At 33.4% G+C, this 15335-nt stretch carries 11 protein-coding genes; 5 read left to right on the top strand and 6 right to left on the bottom strand.

Annotated features, from left to right (window positions below; genetic code table 11):
• Positions 1 to 3 precede the first annotated feature (3 nt).
• Together FNW38_RS00295 and FNW38_RS00290 are read left to right on the top strand one after the other, a co-directional pair.
• Positions 4 to 984 (top strand): ABC transporter ATP-binding protein, encoded by a 981-nt coding sequence (locus tag FNW38_RS00295; RefSeq protein WP_143385835.1) that lies wholly within the window; start codon positions 4 to 6, stop codon positions 982 to 984.
• Between the two features lie 452 nt (positions 985 to 1436).
• Positions 1437 to 2444 carry a 3-oxoacyl-ACP synthase III family protein gene (locus FNW38_RS00290; protein ID WP_143385836.1) on the top strand — a complete coding sequence of 336 codons (1008 nt, stop codon included), beginning with the start codon at positions 1437 to 1439 and terminating at the stop codon, positions 2442 to 2444.
• 97 nt (positions 2445 to 2541) lie between these two features.
• Here the strand turns inward: FNW38_RS00290 and FNW38_RS17380 are convergent, their stop codons facing one another.
• The 3 genes from FNW38_RS17380 to FNW38_RS17865 form a co-directional block, all read right to left on the bottom strand.
• Positions 2542 to 3999 (bottom strand): T9SS type B sorting domain-containing protein, encoded by a 1458-nt coding sequence (locus FNW38_RS17380; protein ID WP_185963048.1) that lies wholly within the window; start codon positions 3997 to 3999, stop codon positions 2542 to 2544.
• Positions 4000 to 4077: 78 nt separating this feature from the next.
• A complete protein-coding gene (locus tag FNW38_RS17375) occupies positions 4078 to 6804 on the bottom strand; it encodes a choice-of-anchor L domain-containing protein (protein ID WP_185963047.1) in 2727 nt (908 codons plus the stop codon).
• A 248-nt stretch (positions 6805 to 7052) separates the two neighbouring features.
• Complete coding sequence (locus tag FNW38_RS17865; RefSeq protein WP_262710377.1) at positions 7053 to 7187, bottom strand: hypothetical protein; 135 nt, start codon at positions 7185 to 7187, stop codon at positions 7053 to 7055.
• 207 nt (positions 7188 to 7394) lie between these two features.
• Between FNW38_RS17865 and argS the strand changes: the two genes are divergently transcribed.
• Complete coding sequence (argS, locus tag FNW38_RS00280) at positions 7395 to 9185, top strand: arginine--tRNA ligase (protein WP_144064437.1); 1791 nt, start codon at positions 7395 to 7397, stop codon at positions 9183 to 9185.
• A 2-nt stretch (positions 9186 to 9187) separates the two neighbouring features.
• Here the strand turns inward: argS and FNW38_RS00275 are convergent, their stop codons facing one another.
• From FNW38_RS00275 to FNW38_RS00265, 3 genes are read right to left on the bottom strand one after another with little or no spacing between them, the layout of a single operon-like run.
• Positions 9188 to 11731, bottom strand: a complete 2544-nt coding sequence (locus FNW38_RS00275) for a TonB-dependent receptor (protein WP_143385839.1) — start codon at positions 11729 to 11731, stop codon at positions 9188 to 9190.
• Positions 11732 to 12631: a FecR family protein gene (locus FNW38_RS00270; protein ID WP_143385840.1), complete on the bottom strand. Its 900-nt coding sequence runs from the start codon at positions 12629 to 12631 to the stop codon at positions 11732 to 11734.
• Between the two features lie 44 nt (positions 12632 to 12675).
• Positions 12676 to 13197 carry an RNA polymerase sigma factor gene (locus FNW38_RS00265; RefSeq protein ID WP_144064438.1) on the bottom strand — a complete coding sequence of 174 codons (522 nt, stop codon included), beginning with the start codon at positions 13195 to 13197 and terminating at the stop codon, positions 12676 to 12678.
• Between the two features lie 235 nt (positions 13198 to 13432).
• On the opposite strand from FNW38_RS00265, the gene FNW38_RS00260 reads away from it, so the two are divergent.
• Both FNW38_RS00260 and FNW38_RS00255 read left to right on the top strand, forming a co-directional pair.
• Entirely contained in the window at positions 13433 to 14464 is a 1032-nt protein-coding gene (locus FNW38_RS00260) for a hypothetical protein (RefSeq protein ID WP_144064439.1), read from the top strand.
• A gap of 134 nt (positions 14465 to 14598) precedes the next feature.
• Complete coding sequence (locus FNW38_RS00255) at positions 14599 to 15327, top strand: hypothetical protein (RefSeq protein ID WP_235890115.1); 729 nt, start codon at positions 14599 to 14601, stop codon at positions 15325 to 15327.
• Positions 15328 to 15335: the final 8 nt, after the last annotated feature.

The following is a 15335-nucleotide window of genomic DNA, read 5'->3' as shown; positions in this document are numbered from 1 at the left end:
ATGATGCTCGAGATAAAAAATATATTCTTCACTTACATTGATAAACCGGTCATTGAAGATGTTAGTTTTACTATTGCCAGAGGCCAAAATACCGCTATTATTGGTGAAAGTGGTTGTGGTAAAAGTACCTTACTTAAACTGATATACGGCTTATATGATTTGGATGAGGGAGAAATAACGCATAATGAGAAACCCATTTTAGGACCGAAACACAACCTTATTCCTGGGGAAGATTATATTAAATATCTAGCTCAGGATTTTGATTTGATGCCTTACATAACTGTCGAAGAAAATGTAGGGAAGTTTTTGTCTAATATTTATAAGGATAAAAAAAAGGCTCGAGTTCAGGAGCTTTTGGAAATGGTCGAAATGACGGAATTTGCAAAAGTAAAAGCCAAATATTTAAGTGGTGGTCAGCAACAAAGGGTGGCTTTGGCCAGAGTTTTGGCATTAGAACCAGAAATCATTTTGCTGGACGAACCGTTTAGCCAAATTGATTCGTTTAGGAAAAATTCCCTGCGTAGAAATTTATTCCGTTACTTAAAACAAAAAGGGGTTACCTGTATTATTGCTACACATGACAGCGCCGATGCTTTGTCTTTTTCTGATGAAACGATTGTGATTCAGAATGGAAAAGTGGTTGCAAAAGGGAACTCAAAAGAGTTGTATGAAAACCCTGTGAATAAATACATTGCCTCTCTTTTTGGGGAAGTAAATGAATTAAAATTATCTCAATTAATTGAACTTGAAGGAGATGATGAGGAAACCCTTTTATTGTATCCACACCAATTGAAAGTAGTTGACAACGGAATGATACAAGTAGTTGTGAAACAATGCTATTTTAAAGGAAGCCATTATTTGATTAAAGCTGCTTTTGAAAAAAGGGCGATTTTCTTTGAACACGATTCGGAATTAGAATTGAATCAGGAAGTGACATTGATGTTAGCTGATAGACAGATTCGAAAAATAAATATGTCTTTTTAATAGGATGCCTTAGCCCTGATGGAAGCCTACCGTGTGGACACAAATTTTTATACATTAGAATAGAACACAGATTTGACAGATTAGACGGATTGTCACAGGTTTTTTTGATTATAACATGAAAAAGCCAACATGATTATGACATTTCGGGACACGACTTTTTTAATTAGAATAGAAAAGAACAAATTTAAATCTGTGTTAATTTGTTCGATCCGTGTTATCTGTGTTCTATTTTGAGATGTGTCCAGACGGTAGGATGGAAGCGGCATCCTTTTATTATCGTTTTTTTACGAGAATAAAAGATATAGCATATAGCAGGACACGAGCGAAGCGAACTGACGAAGTAAATAGCTCTTGAAAATATATTGCATATTACTAAAAAAGCAGTAATTTGGGGCCTAATATTTAGCGTATCGTTAAATATGTGTTCTTGATTTTAACAAAATAACAAAACTATGTATCATTCAAAAATAGCAGGATTAGGATTTTATGTCCCTTCCAATAGTGTTACCAATGACGATTTGGCGAAAATTATAGACACGAATGATGAGTGGATTCAGGAGCGTACGGGTATTCAGGAAAGAAGACATATTATTCGAGGTGAAGATACTACAACTACGATGGGAGTAAAAGCGGCTGAAATTGCGATCGAGCGTTCCGGTGTTGCTAAATCAGCTATTGATTTTATAGTTTTTGCCACCTTAAGTCCCGATTACTATTTTCCAGGTCCGGGAGTTTTGGTACAACGTGATTTAGGTTTAAGAACAGTAGGCGCATTGGATGTCAGAAATCAATGTTCGGGATTTATTTATGCTTTGTCAGTTGCCGATCAATACATCAAAACGGGAATGTATAAAAATGTTTTGGTGATTGGTTCTGAGGTACAATCGACAGGATTGGATATGACGACACGAGGTAGGGGTGTTTCAGTGATTTTTGGTGATGGAGCAGGAGCAGTAGTTTTGAGCAGAGAAGAAGATTTGACCAAAGGAATTTTGTCTACACACTTACATTCCGAAGGGCAACATGCAGCCGAATTAATCGTGAAAGCACCGGGAATGGGAGGGCGTTGGGTTACTGATATCTTGGCTGATAATGATCCGGATGACGAGAGTTATTTTCCTTATATGAATGGACAATTCGTGTTTAAAAATGCGGTGGTTCGTTTTTCAGAAGTAATAAATGAAGCTTTGCAAACCAATAATTTGCAGGTTTCGGATATCGATATGTTGATCCCGCATCAGGCGAATTTGAGAATTTCTCAATTTATTCAAAAGAAATTCGGTTTGACGGATGACCAAGTGTACAATAATATTCAAAAATACGGTAATACAACTGCCGCTTCTATTCCGATTGCTTTGACCGAAGCATGGGAACAGGGGAAAATAAAATCAGGAGATACAGTAATTTTGGCTGCTTTTGGCAGTGGATTCACTTGGGGAAGTGCTATTATAAAATGGTAAATTAAAAATTTAGATTTCAGATTTCAGATTTGTTTTGATAAATAAAAAATTGTAGATTTTAAGTAGTTTTACTCTTCTAAAATCTAAAATTATTTTATTATCTCTTCAAAGAAAAGTGGGATTTAAATATTTTTGAGATTCCTTTTTCAGAATAATCAACCGTAAACCAATAATCGGTAGACGGCAATTGTTGTCCGTTAAACATTCCGTTCCAGCCATCAGTTGAAGGTGTTATTTGTTTGATTAGTTTTCCGTATCGGTCAAAAATGAATATTGGCGCATTTGGATTTGTAAATATCAAATGTTTGATGTTCCAAGTATCGTGGAATCCATCACCATTTGGTGTGAAATATTTAGGATAATTTATGAGCACTGCGTTAATTGGAGCAGGATTACAGTGTCCGTTTTTGTCTCTAACCGAAATAATATGTTCTCCCGGTGAAACATTATTAAAGGTATTGCTGTCTTGGAAAAGTGAATCATCAATCTGGTATTCATAATTTCCAGAACCTGCGCCCAATACATTTACAGAAATAAAAGATGGATTTTCAAATGCATCGCTGTATGTGATTTCAAGATAGGGTGCATATTTAGAGACTTTTGCAGGGACTGTATTTATGCAATTTGTATTTGTGTTGGTTACTTTTACGGTGTAATCTCCAATTTGACTGGTTGTAATTGATGCCGTGTTTCCACCAAACGGATTTCCGTCAAGAGTCCACTCAAATATATAATTGGATGCTGTCAACCCTGTATTTAGAGTAGCTGGATTCAATAAAGTTCCCGTTTCATAATCTTCACAGATAATATATTCTGGGTTTAATTGAATATTGGGTAACGGATTCACAATCAATTTTAATTCGACAACGGCAAAACAAGGATTCGGTATCGTATTGTTTGAAACCCTAATCCAAACGCTGTCGGTAAACGGATTGTCGTTTTGGTAAGTCGCAGGATTTGCAATTGGAATCGCATTTATGTCATTGGCCGCAGCCAAAGAAGTAAAGAAAGTTAAAGTAAAGTTGGCGTCAGGTGATTGCCCGTTTAAGACTTGATTTCTGATGGCTAAAGTGGTTAAGTCAAATTCAAAGATACCGTCGTTTGTGCCAAATAAATCACAGGTTTCCAAAGGGCTAACAGGATTAGCAACAGGTCTGGGAGCAATGGTAATACTAAACGGATTTTCGTCGCTACAATTCAATCGATCTCCAGTTTCATAATAAATATAGTAGGTTGGCAGAACGGTTGCAGGCGTTACCGTTGTGCCAAATGGTATTCTATTTCCACCGCCCAAAGGACCTCCGGGAGCGTCATAATAAAAATTATTAGTAGAAGGCAATGCAGGAAAAGTAAAACTGTTGCAATACGATAATTGTGCAGGAATTGGATCTGCTTCAACACCATTTATAGCAATATCGAAAAAATTTTCACTATAGCAAGAAGGGTCATTCGGATGTGCCGCATAAATATATATTCTATTGCTTTTGCTAATAATAGTTCCCGTTGGTAAAGGGTTTACACCATTTGGATCATCAAAATAGCTTCCGTTTATCAAGGGACTTAAAACATAAGAATTACACTGTTCTACATCCGCTCTGGAATCTATTATTGGTTTTTGATTTATGGTAATTAGTCAAGGTTTTTCATTAAAACAACCAGCAACTGTTGCAGATTGTTTGTAAATATATACGGTTGTCGTTGTAGTTATTGCATCGACATTTGGAATTAATTTTATGTTTCCAGGAACAGTTGGGCCTCCAGACAGTATGTAATAATCGCCGCCGTCAACTTGAACTGGCAATAAATAACTGGCGCACACTGTTACATTCGAAGGAGTAGTCAGAAACGGAGCATTTATGGTAATTGTAAAAAAATCATCATCAGTACAATTTGGCGTTCCTGCTCCCGGAACATAAATATATACTTTTTTGGTTTGCGCAATAACTCCTGGAGGAATTATGTTTCCGCCACCACTTGGGGCATCACGGTATTCTCCAACAGGTGCCAAAGGCAAATTATAAGGTTGGCATTGGGTTACGTCAACCAAACCCAACGTGTCAATATAGACTGTAAAGATAGTATCTGGAGTTCTGCAAGTATTATTTGTTGCAAAAACATAAAGCGTTGTTGTCGTAGTTATTGGCGAACTTGCGGGTGTGTATATTCCTGTTACAGCATCGTAAGTATAATAATTTCCAACGGCTAATGGAGGCAGAGTATAGGATAAACAATCAAAAGCATTAGAAATAGGGGCTATTGTTGGCGTAACGTTTATGGTAATGTCAAATTTACTCTGAAGTTCACAAGGAGTAATATCTGTTGAAACAAAATAAGTATAAATTGTGGTTATTCCAGGAGTTGTTATTGAGGCTCCAGCAAAAAGTTCTGTTCCACCACCAGTTGGGCCGCCAGGTAATGTAAAATAACGCGTTCCAAAACCTAATGTTGGTAATAGATATATATCACAAGCATTTATATCAGCCGGTTTTATATCAATAGGTATGACAATTTCTACATGAAAATTCCTCTCGTTAGAACAACTCGGCGTTCCTCCAGTTTCGTTATAGATAAATATTGTTTTATCCGTATTAATTACATCTCCAGCATTTAGCATTGGTAAGCCTTTATTTGTTCCTGAATAATAATTCCCAGGGTTAACGAGCACAGGCAAGACATAACCAGTGCAAACAAACTGGTCAGGAATAAGATCTAAAGTAGGTCTTGGTACAACAATCAGGCTAAAACTTGTAGTATTGAAACAAGTAAAGTCAGTCTTGGTTTGAATTCTCACAAATAACGTTGCATTCCCTGAAGTATAAATAATAGAAGGATCTATGGGATTTATTCCTGTATTTGCATCTGCAGCATTAATATGATAAGTAACATTATATATTGTTGGCGATTGTCCTCCTAAAACCGCGCTTGTTTGGGGAGAAATATCAAAAGCGGCAGTATTTGAATCTAGTGTAGTTTCGCATAAAGTTATGTCTCCAGGTTTATTGGCAACTGGAGGAGGCGTAAGTTCCAATTGAAATGACTTTGTAAGGACACAATTTGTCGCTGTGTCCAAAATTCTTATCCAAATTGGGGCAGGTAAATTGGCAGTGGCGATTGTATAATTATTCGGTAAAGGAGCACTGTTTGTAGTTGCATCCGCCAATGTTGCGTGATAACTTATTTGCGTTCCGGCAACATTTACAATTGAGGTGTTAAAAGACAAGTCGAAAGTAAAACTAGTTTGTCCAGCAGCATTACATTGATATAAATTTACAGGATCAGGAGTTGTTATCGCGTTATAGAATTCAACGTTTATAAAATCAGTGGTTACAGGGCAATCCGTTGAAATAATGGTGTAAGTAAGTCCGTAAATTCCAGCTTGGTTCACGGTTAGATTAGGTGTATCTCCTCCAATTAGGTTTCCGTTAAATGTCCATTCAAAAGAATAAACAGCAGAATTTAAGCCCGAAGTAAGCGTGTGTGTACCGTCATTGCAAATTGCAGTATTGCTCGCTATTGTCAAATCTGGACCCAAAACATCTTGGCCCACATTGAAACTATTTGCCCCCAAAAATATGGCAGAATCGGCTTGATTGTCTTGCCTGTCGGCAATTACAAGTTTTATGTGGTAAGGTGTGTTTGGAACTAAAGTTGTTGATGTGGCATTCATCATAACGGTTTGACCATTAAAGTTTGTGGCTGAACCAAGAGCATTAGAACCGCCATTGAATGCTCCAAAATAGGTTGGGTTTTCTGATGAGCAAGACGAGTTATACAATGAATTCCGAATGGTGACTACCGAAATTGGAATCGTGGTATTGGGTACAACGGCAAGATTTGTTGTAACTCCAGTAGATGTATTGGTTAGCAAGAAAGCAAAAGCATCAGAAAATTGACATTGAAAATTGCCGTATTCTTCAGAAGCAAATAAAAATTGAAAATTAAAGTTTGGAGAAAAAGGCACAAAGTCAAATTCTAAAACCGTTGCGTTTGTTGAGTTCATTGTGATTCCAGCGGCTAAAAGTGTGGCTTCTAAATCGGCATCGCCAGTCCAAGAGGCATTTCCATCGTTGAGTAGGCTTGTGTTTGGTCCAGATGCATTGGCCGCATTTCCGGTGCTCAGAATAACGCCACTTGACAATGGAAAAGCTGGATTTGTATTGTCGAAATGTCCAATTCCGTTTGTAGAACCAAAATTTGTTCCAGTTCTCCAAGTAATGTTATTTACCGGAACACAGGATTTGTTTACCAAAACATCAGTTACTAATTTCGGAACAGTATAAGTATTTGTATCTACGGTAATTGCCTGCGAAAAACACCCTGTCCAAAAGAGTGAAATTATTATAAGTAGGCTTTTTTTCATAAAGAAATATATTTGGGGCAAAAATATAAAGCAATCAAATTAAAGAATTTTTTATCAATAAAACGAATAATATTAATAATTTCAAGTTTGGTTCCAAAAAAAATTAATGAAAAACAGGCCGGAAAATCACTTATTTCCATTATCAAATTAAAGCTAATGGTCTGATATTATTTCATATAACTATACAAGAAACCCCGAAGTGGCATACTTCGGGGCTTCTTTGGCAACAAATTATTAAAACTAACTATTTAAAATCCTCCACTACTTTGGGTTTCATTTTTTTTCTCTTTCTTTTCTTGGACGACCTTGTTCTTTCCCGATCCAAAACGGTAATTAAATCCTACATAGGCTGTTTGACTTTTCCAATTAAATTGTCCGTTCATGACCTAAATATGTAGTAATCGAAATCTTTATAAACACAATAAGTAGACTGTAGGACGAATGAAATGTTACAGTAATTTTTAAAAAAATGGACAAATTATTGTTTTCTCAAAGTAATTTCTTCGTTTTTAGTGGGAAATTATCTCATTTTCCAATTTCCTAATTGCGACATTATAACTATCTTTGCACCCTTAAAATCAATACAAAAAATGACATTATCTCAAATTCTTACACCTTCTATTGAAAAAGCGGTTCTCGCTTTATTTGACATTGCTATCGACAAAGTTGAATTTCAAACCACTCGGAAGGAATTTGAAGGTGATATTACCATGGTGATTTTTCCATTATTAAAAGTTATAAAAAGTAATCCTGTAGAATTAGGAAACAAAATTGGTAACTATTTGGTGGAAAATGTAACCGAAGTGAGTCGTTTTAATGTAGTTTCCGGATTTTTAAACATTGTTATTTCTGACGAATATTATTTGGATTTCTTCAATGGAATCAGAGACAATACAAAATTTGGTTTCGTTACACCATCCCGAAGCTTCGGGACTGAAGATAAAGCAGTCATGGTGGAATATTCTTCACCAAACACGAATAAACCCTTGCATTTAGGTCACGTCCGTAATAATCTTTTAGGATATGCTGTTGCTGAAATTATAAAAGCTTCGGGTAAAAAAGTCTATAAAACCCAAATCATAAACGATAGAGGAATTCATATTTGTAAATCAATGTTAGCTTGGCAAAAATTCGGAAACGGACAAACGCCAGAATCAACAGGGTTAAAAGGAGATAAATTAGTTGGGAATTTTTATGTTGCTTTCGATAAAGCGTATAAAGAAGAAATTGCCCAATTAATGAGCACAGGAAAAACTGAAGAAGAAGCCAAAAAACAAGCGCCAATCATTTTGGAAGCTCAAGAAATGTTGTTGAAATGGGAAGCTGGGGATGCTGAAGTGATTTCACTTTGGAAAACTATGAACCAATGGGTTTATGATGGTTTTGCCATTACGTATAAAAATTTAGGTGTCGATTTTGATTGTTACTATTATGAAAGCAATACCTATTTGTTAGGGAAAGACGTCGTTCAAATTGGTTTGGAGAAAGGTGTTTTCGAAAAAGATCCTGACGGTTCGGTTTGGATTGATTTAACGGATGAAGGTTTAGACAGAAAAATTGTGCTTCGTTCAGACGGAACCGCTGTTTATATGACACAGGATATTGGAACGGCTATTCAGCGTGTAAAAGATTATCCGGATGTCGGCGGAATGGTTTATACGGTGGGGAATGAACAGGATTATCATTTTAAAGTTTTATTTCTTATCCTGAAAAAACTAGGTTTTGACTGGTCTAAAAATCTCTTCCATTTATCTTACGGAATGGTAGATTTACCTTCTGGAAAAATGAAAAGCCGTGAAGGAACCGTTGTCGATGCCGATGATTTGATGCAGGAAATGACAGATACAGCCCAAAAAATTGCAGAGGATTTAGGGAAATTAGATACCTATTCTGCCGAAGAAAAAGCAAAATTATACAATACGATAGGTCTGGGTGCTTTGAAATATTACATTTTAAAAGTAGATCCAAAAAAACGAATCCTTTTCAATCCGGAAGAATCAGTAGATTTTGCAGGAAATACAGGACCGTTTATTCAATATACCTATGCCAGAATTCAATCGATTATTCGCAAAGCTAATTTTGATTTTTCCAATGCGTCACAAATGGTGACCTTGCACGAAAAAGAGAAAGAATTATTGAAACAATTGGAATTATTTCCTGAGGTGATTCAGAATGCGGCTCATAATCACAGTCCGGCTTTATTGGCAAACTTCACTTACGATTTGGTACGGGAATACAATTCATTCTATCAGGCAGTTCCTATTCTTGGAGAAGAAAATTTAGAGAAGAAAATATTCAGAGTACAATTGTCTAAGAAAGTGGCTGATACTATCGCCGCTTCTTTCAGACTGTTAGGGATTAATGTTCCGGAAAGAATGTAGGATTAATAAGTTATTCTAAAACTTAAGTTTGGAGTTCGTAGAAGTGAAAAAGTTTTTACATCTTCAATAGAATTTGTAATCGCATTTATTCTATAATATTCATTAATTTCATTTTTTCGATTGAATACATTCAATACGGAGAAACCTAGTTTATATTGAATTTTATTCAAGCTTTCCCATTTGTATGTTGTCGAAAAATTAACTTGAAAAAAGTTATCCAAGACTTTATTGTTAGGGGTATTGTAATCAATTTTTGGATTTGAGGAATTACTATAATTTATCGCTGAACTTATAGGAGTTGTTTCGGGTTTTCCAGAATACCATTTTGAACCCAATGCTATTTTTAGATTTTTTCTTTGATAGATCCCAGCCCAAGAGACAATATGATCCAATTTAAAGTTGTTCGGAAATACAGGTTGTTCTATATTTGGAAAATGGTAATTATTATTGTTATAAGCATAACTCAACCAGGTAATGAAATGATTTATTTTTTTTTGCACCAGCATTTCAATTCCTAAGACCTCGTAATCACCATTAATTTTTACAAATTCTAATTGGTTTTGAAATCCTTGACTTGAGCTGTTGATTCCGGTTACTTTTTTATAAAAATGTTCTAAAGTAAATAACCAATTATTTTGGGTATAAAACAAACTAATTGATGCCTGTTTGCTTTTTTGAATAGGAATTGTAGTGCCATTTGCCAATATCCACCGTCTTTTTTCTATGCCAAAATAATCTTTCTGCAGATCAATAACCTGATAACAATTTTGACTTTTGAATTCCCCTAATACTTCTAAATTAAAATGTTTTGTGACAGCATAATTAAACTGCAATCTTGGTTCAAAAAGGTGCTTTTTAAATTTTTCAATATAGTTTAATCGCGCTCCGAGATTAAAATATATTTTGGATAAGGTATCGTTATATTTCCCTTCAACTATCAGCGCATGAGTTCGTAGAACTTCTTTAATTCTTCTGTAAAATATTGGACTATTTACTTCATCTAAATTTATAGTACCAATTTCGTTAAACTGATATCCATTATTAAACGTAAATTTTGAAGAGATAACATGACTATTCTCAAGCTTAACACCATTGTCTAGCACTTTATTTTCCTGTCTTACAACCTGATTATCTTGTATTTTGTTTTTTTGGGCATTAAGTTCATAGGAGCTACTGTAAACATTGAAATTACTACTATTTTTTGCATTCCAAATTCGTTTCCACGAAAGGTTACCGCCATAATTTTTTTGAAATAAAACATTATTTTCAGACTGAATTATAGTGTTAATTCTGGTTGTTTGAAAAACTTTAAGCTGATCATTAATGGTTATAAAATCAAAAACGAAATGGTCTTTTTGTCCAATTTTTTGAGAGTATTTTGCCGTAATATCGTAAAAATTAAATTTCTCGTCACTGGAATAATCTACATTTTGATTATTGGAAAAATTAGTAATACTTGTATTTTGAAAAGCTTTATTATAATATTGTTTGTAGGTAGGTGTCTGTACAAAATCGCTTATGGATTTTCTTCCCGCAATTTCCAGGAAACCTTTTTTGGTGATAGTAAACTTTGAATAAATGTCTGCATTAATCATATTTATTCCTGCACCAAAACTGTTTCCTTCAGAGTTATTTGGGTTAGAGGACATGTCAACAACACTCGATACACTTTCGCCAAAAAAAGCAGAACTCCCATTTTTAGTTATGGAAATAGTATGGGCTAAATTAGGATTGAACGCCGAAATTAATCCGAAAAAATGTCCCGTTTGGTACATTTTGATGCCATTCCACAAAAATAAGTTTTGATCATGTGTACCTCCTCTCACATTAATGCTAGAAATACTTTCTTCAACACTATAAATACCGGGAATTTGCAACATAGTTTGCAATACATCGGGTTCAATTAAACCAGGCAATATTCCGAGTCTCTTTGGTTTTATTGCAAATGTCCCATCAATTGTTTTTGAAATTCCGGATGTTAAAAAATGATTGGCTATTATATTATTTAACCCCGAAACTTCAACTTCAAGATAAATTTTAAGGCAATTTTTATTTTGTAAATCAGAAACAGAAATTTTTTTAGTGGCAAATCCCACATAACTGACCAGTAAATCAGTTACCTTCTCCTTTTTTAGTTCAAAATATCCATTTTTATTAGTTGCAGTACCGGCACCTACAAACTTAATATTCACATTTTCCAGTGGAGAATTATCATCTTTCGAAAATACATATCCACAAATATTTTTTGAGTCTAATGTATTATTGCTAAAAACGTTAATGAATTTATTGTCTATGTTTTCAAAGAAGAGATTGGTTTTCTTTTGAAGATAATTAATCTTCTCATTCAAAGACAAGGTTTTTTTTGGAGGGACAATTTTAAAAACAACTATTTCATTATCAATATAATTAAAATAAATATAATGTTGTTTCTCTATTGATTGAAGAATATCTTTTAATGCAATTGCTTTGCTTCTGTCTTGGGCTTTTATACTCAAGGCAAAAACAAAGCAAAAAAATAAGACGTAAATACGTTTAATAAAAAACATTTATTTTCCTTCAAAAATTATTTTGTTTGGAGCAATTTTATTCGGTTCTAAATGATAAGTAGTTGCAATAATTTGAAGGGCAACATCGAGATTATCAATAGGAATTTTCCCAGTAAATAATTCACCTGAATATTTTGCTTTCACTTCAATAGAAACGTTGTACTGTCTTTGAATTTCATCTAATATGTTGTGTAAATTTTCTTTATTAAAAGCAATTTTATTTTCTAGCCATTCTGGTTTAGAAGCATTAACGGTTGTATTTATCTGCTTTCCATTTTCAAAAGTAACACTTTGCCCGTGGGTTAAAATTACCTCTCTCTCTATGTAATTTACTTTTACCCTTCCTTCAAAACAAGTTACATCAAACCGATTTTTTCTTGCTTTTACATTAAACTGAGTTCCAAGAACAGCAACCTTTCCAAGATCAGTTGCAACTTCAAATTTTTTGCCTTTTGCTACTTTAAAATATGCTTCTCCATGTAATTCAAGACATCTTTTATTGTCCCAATTCCATTTTTTATATTCAATTTCTGAACCAGCATTTAAAACTACTTCGGAATTATCGGGTAACGAAAAAGTGGTTCTTTTGCCATTAGGTGCATATTGGGTTTGTAAAACAAAATTTTGCATCATAAATGTAATTCCTAACCCAATGACTAAAACGGCAGCCACTTTAAACAGCCAGTTTTTGTATAAAGGAATAACTTTAGACGTAATTTTTTTATGACTAATAACATGTTCTAAAACTTTCTCTTCATTAAAATCCGGTACTTCTAAATGAGCAGTATAGTTTTTAATTTTTTCATATTTTTCATAATCAGGATTGGCTTTAAAATCAGCTAATTCAGCTTCTGTCAAATCGTTGTTTAGCCATTTTGCTAAAATGTAATTCTCTTCCATTGTATTAATCTTATATGTTTAAAACAAGTAAAAACAAATTTACCCTACTTTATAGTATCAATTTTTTTTCTTAGTTCAACTAAAGCCAAATGTATTCGCTTTTCAACTGCTTTAACACTTATATTTAATTCTTCTGCAATTTCGCTATATTTTTTACCATCTATTCGATGCATCAAAAATGCAACTCGTTGTGTTTCATTCAAATTTTCAATTGATTTTAAGAGCTTGCTTTTGAATTGTTTTTCTTCGAGTATAAATTCCGGGTTTTCATTTGTTTTATCAAGACCAGTAAAATTCTTTTCATATTCCAAAACTACTTTTTGATGTGCAATTTCGTTAAGAGAGTTATTATTGGCAATTATATATATATAGGATTTAGCTTTTTCAATGGGGACCGCAGCACAGTTTTGCCAGAGTTTAATAAAAGCTTCTTGGGTTAAATCGTCGGCTTGGTCTTTATTTCCATACTTATAAAAAATAAAATTGCGGAGTGACTTTGAATGACTTCTGAAAAAGTTTGAAAAAATAATTTTATCGCAAGTTTCTGATAATGAATTTTTTGTCATTTATTTCGTAATTTTTTACCTTACAAAGATATATTTATTTTTAAATTTTGGTAGGGTAATGTTGATGTAAACTGTTTTATTATTAAACCGCTAATTTTTTTATATGAAATGAGCATAATGAAAACTCGATACAAACACCGATGAAGATATACGAAACGGAGTTCGATGACAGAAAAAAAACAATATAAAAAGTCATCAATTCCATATTCCATTAAAAAACAAATATTAGCTACATATGAAAACAATTAAATATTTATTAATGAGCTTTACGGCAATAGTATTTATTTCTTGTCAAAATGAGGAAACATTGGTTATTCAAGATACTACTCAAAACTTAACGGCTGTATCTCCTCTTACGAGTTTGATTTCTAGGGTATCACAAAACCCTACGTCTAAGGATAATATTTTGGATAATTCTAGCTGTTTTAATGTTCGGTTGCCGGTTATTGTTATTGTAAATGGAACGCATATTACAGTATCTAACCAAAATGATTACCACACGGTTCAAAACGCATTAGATGCTTTTTCAAATGATGATGATATAGTAAACTTTGTTTATCCAATAACAATTCAGTATCAAAATTTCAGTACGCAACTGATTACAAATGTTGATCAATTAGACGACGTTATTGATAATTGTGATGAAGATGATGGGTTTGATGAGATTGACTGTATACATATAAATTACCCAATAAAGATTGATATTTATAATGCAAATAGTCAAATTGCAAAGACTATTACTGTTCAAAACGATACAGATTTATATAACTTTTTAGAAGATATAGAAAGTAATGTATTTATTTCCATTAACTACCCTATTTCTATTACAAACCTGAATGGTCAAAATGTTGTAATTACAAACAACTCTGATTTTGAAAACAGTATTGAAGATAGTATAAAAGATTGTGATACTAATTCAGGCACTGGAGGAAATCCGAATTTCACTTCGATTTTGACAGATGGAACATGGCATGTTTCTTACTATTTTGACAATATTGATGAAACTTCAAATTACAATGGTTATAATTTTACTTTCAATTCTAATGGGAGTGTTGCGGCTGTAAAAGGAACAAATAATATTGGCGGAACTTGGTCAACTTCTGTAAATAGTGGTCAAGATATATTTCTGTTAAAATTTGATGACAGTAAATTAGATGAATTAGAAGACGATTGGAAAATTACGGAATACACAACTACTAACGTTAGACTGAAAAATGAAAGCAATAGTAGTGGAGAAACTCATTATCTGTATTTTACTAAAAATTAATTACAACCAAATACAAACCTTAATTAGTTACTTTAAATTTTAAAGAGCGATTTTTATAAATGTATTTATAAAAATTGTTTGCCAAAAATATTAATTATTAACCCCTAATTATATATTACTTAACCTTTAAAAAAATGAAAAAAATGAAAAAAACATCAATTTTAGCATTACTTGTCATTATGATAAGTTCTTGTACGGATAATCCATCTACAAGCGGAAATGTGACATTAAAAGCTTCGGCCGTTTCTGTAACAGGGAAAACTTCTACCACTGCTCGTACTGCTGCATCAACAGTGGTAATCACGGATTTTAAAATAAACATTGGTAAGGTAAAATTTGAACTAGATGAAGAAGGTGAAATGCATCATACAGATTCTATTTATGATGATGATGTAAAACTTGTAGGCCCCTTTTTATTAGATTTACTTGATCCAAACAAAACTTTGAGTCAATTTATTACTTCTGTTAATGTTCCAAATGCGAAATATGAGGAAATTAAGTTTAAGTTTGAAAGAAGTATTCAGCCTGGAGAAATGGAAGGTAAAACTTTTTTGATTAAAGGTACCATTGACGGTAAAAACTTTATTATCTGGAGCGGCAAGGATGCTGAACTTGAAATGGATTTTGATGATCCAACTAAAGATTTTACAGTTAATAGTAATGATGTAACTCTTAATATTAAAATACAACTTGATGCTCTAATGGCAAAACTAACATCATTAGCAAGTCAAAATCTACTTCTGGATACTGACGGAGATGGTGTTATCGAAATTAGTACTGATAATGATGATGGGCACCATGATTTTGGAGAGCAAATAAAATCTTTACTTGAACAAGAAATAGACTTAGATGACAAGGATTAATCAAAAGT

The organism is Flavobacterium gawalongense (assembly GCF_007097265.1).
Classification (GTDB): Bacteria; Bacteroidota; Bacteroidia; order Flavobacteriales; family Flavobacteriaceae; genus Flavobacterium; species Flavobacterium gawalongense.
Note: the sequence above shows the minus strand (reverse complement) of the source record. Positions and strands in the feature narration are given on the sequence as shown.

Excerpts from the sequence above, each read along its gene's own strand:
- FNW38_RS00295 (WP_143385835.1), top strand. The coding sequence starts at position 4 with ATGCTCGAGATAAAAAATATATTCTTCACTTACATTGATAAACCGGTC.
- FNW38_RS00290 (WP_143385836.1), top strand. The coding sequence starts at position 1,437 with ATGTATCATTCAAAAATAGCAGGATTAGGATTTTATGTCCCTTCCAAT.
- FNW38_RS17375 (WP_185963047.1), bottom strand. The coding sequence starts at position 6,804 with ATGAAAAAAAGCCTACTTATAATAATTTCACTCTTTTGGACAGGGTGT.
- FNW38_RS17865 (WP_262710377.1), bottom strand. The coding sequence starts at position 7,187 with ATGAACGGACAATTTAATTGGAAAAGTCAAACAGCCTATGTAGGATTT.
- argS (WP_144064437.1), top strand. The coding sequence starts at position 7,395 with ATGACATTATCTCAAATTCTTACACCTTCTATTGAAAAAGCGGTTCTC.
- FNW38_RS00275 (WP_143385839.1), bottom strand. The coding sequence starts at position 11,731 with ATGTTTTTTATTAAACGTATTTACGTCTTATTTTTTTGCTTTGTTTTT.
- FNW38_RS00270 (WP_143385840.1), bottom strand. The coding sequence starts at position 12,631 with ATGGAAGAGAATTACATTTTAGCAAAATGGCTAAACAACGATTTGACA.
- FNW38_RS00265 (WP_144064438.1), bottom strand. The coding sequence starts at position 13,197 with ATGACAAAAAATTCATTATCAGAAACTTGCGATAAAATTATTTTTTCA.
- FNW38_RS00260 (WP_144064439.1), top strand. The coding sequence starts at position 13,433 with ATGAAAACAATTAAATATTTATTAATGAGCTTTACGGCAATAGTATTT.
- FNW38_RS00255 (WP_235890115.1), top strand. The coding sequence starts at position 14,599 with ATGAAAAAAATGAAAAAAACATCAATTTTAGCATTACTTGTCATTATG.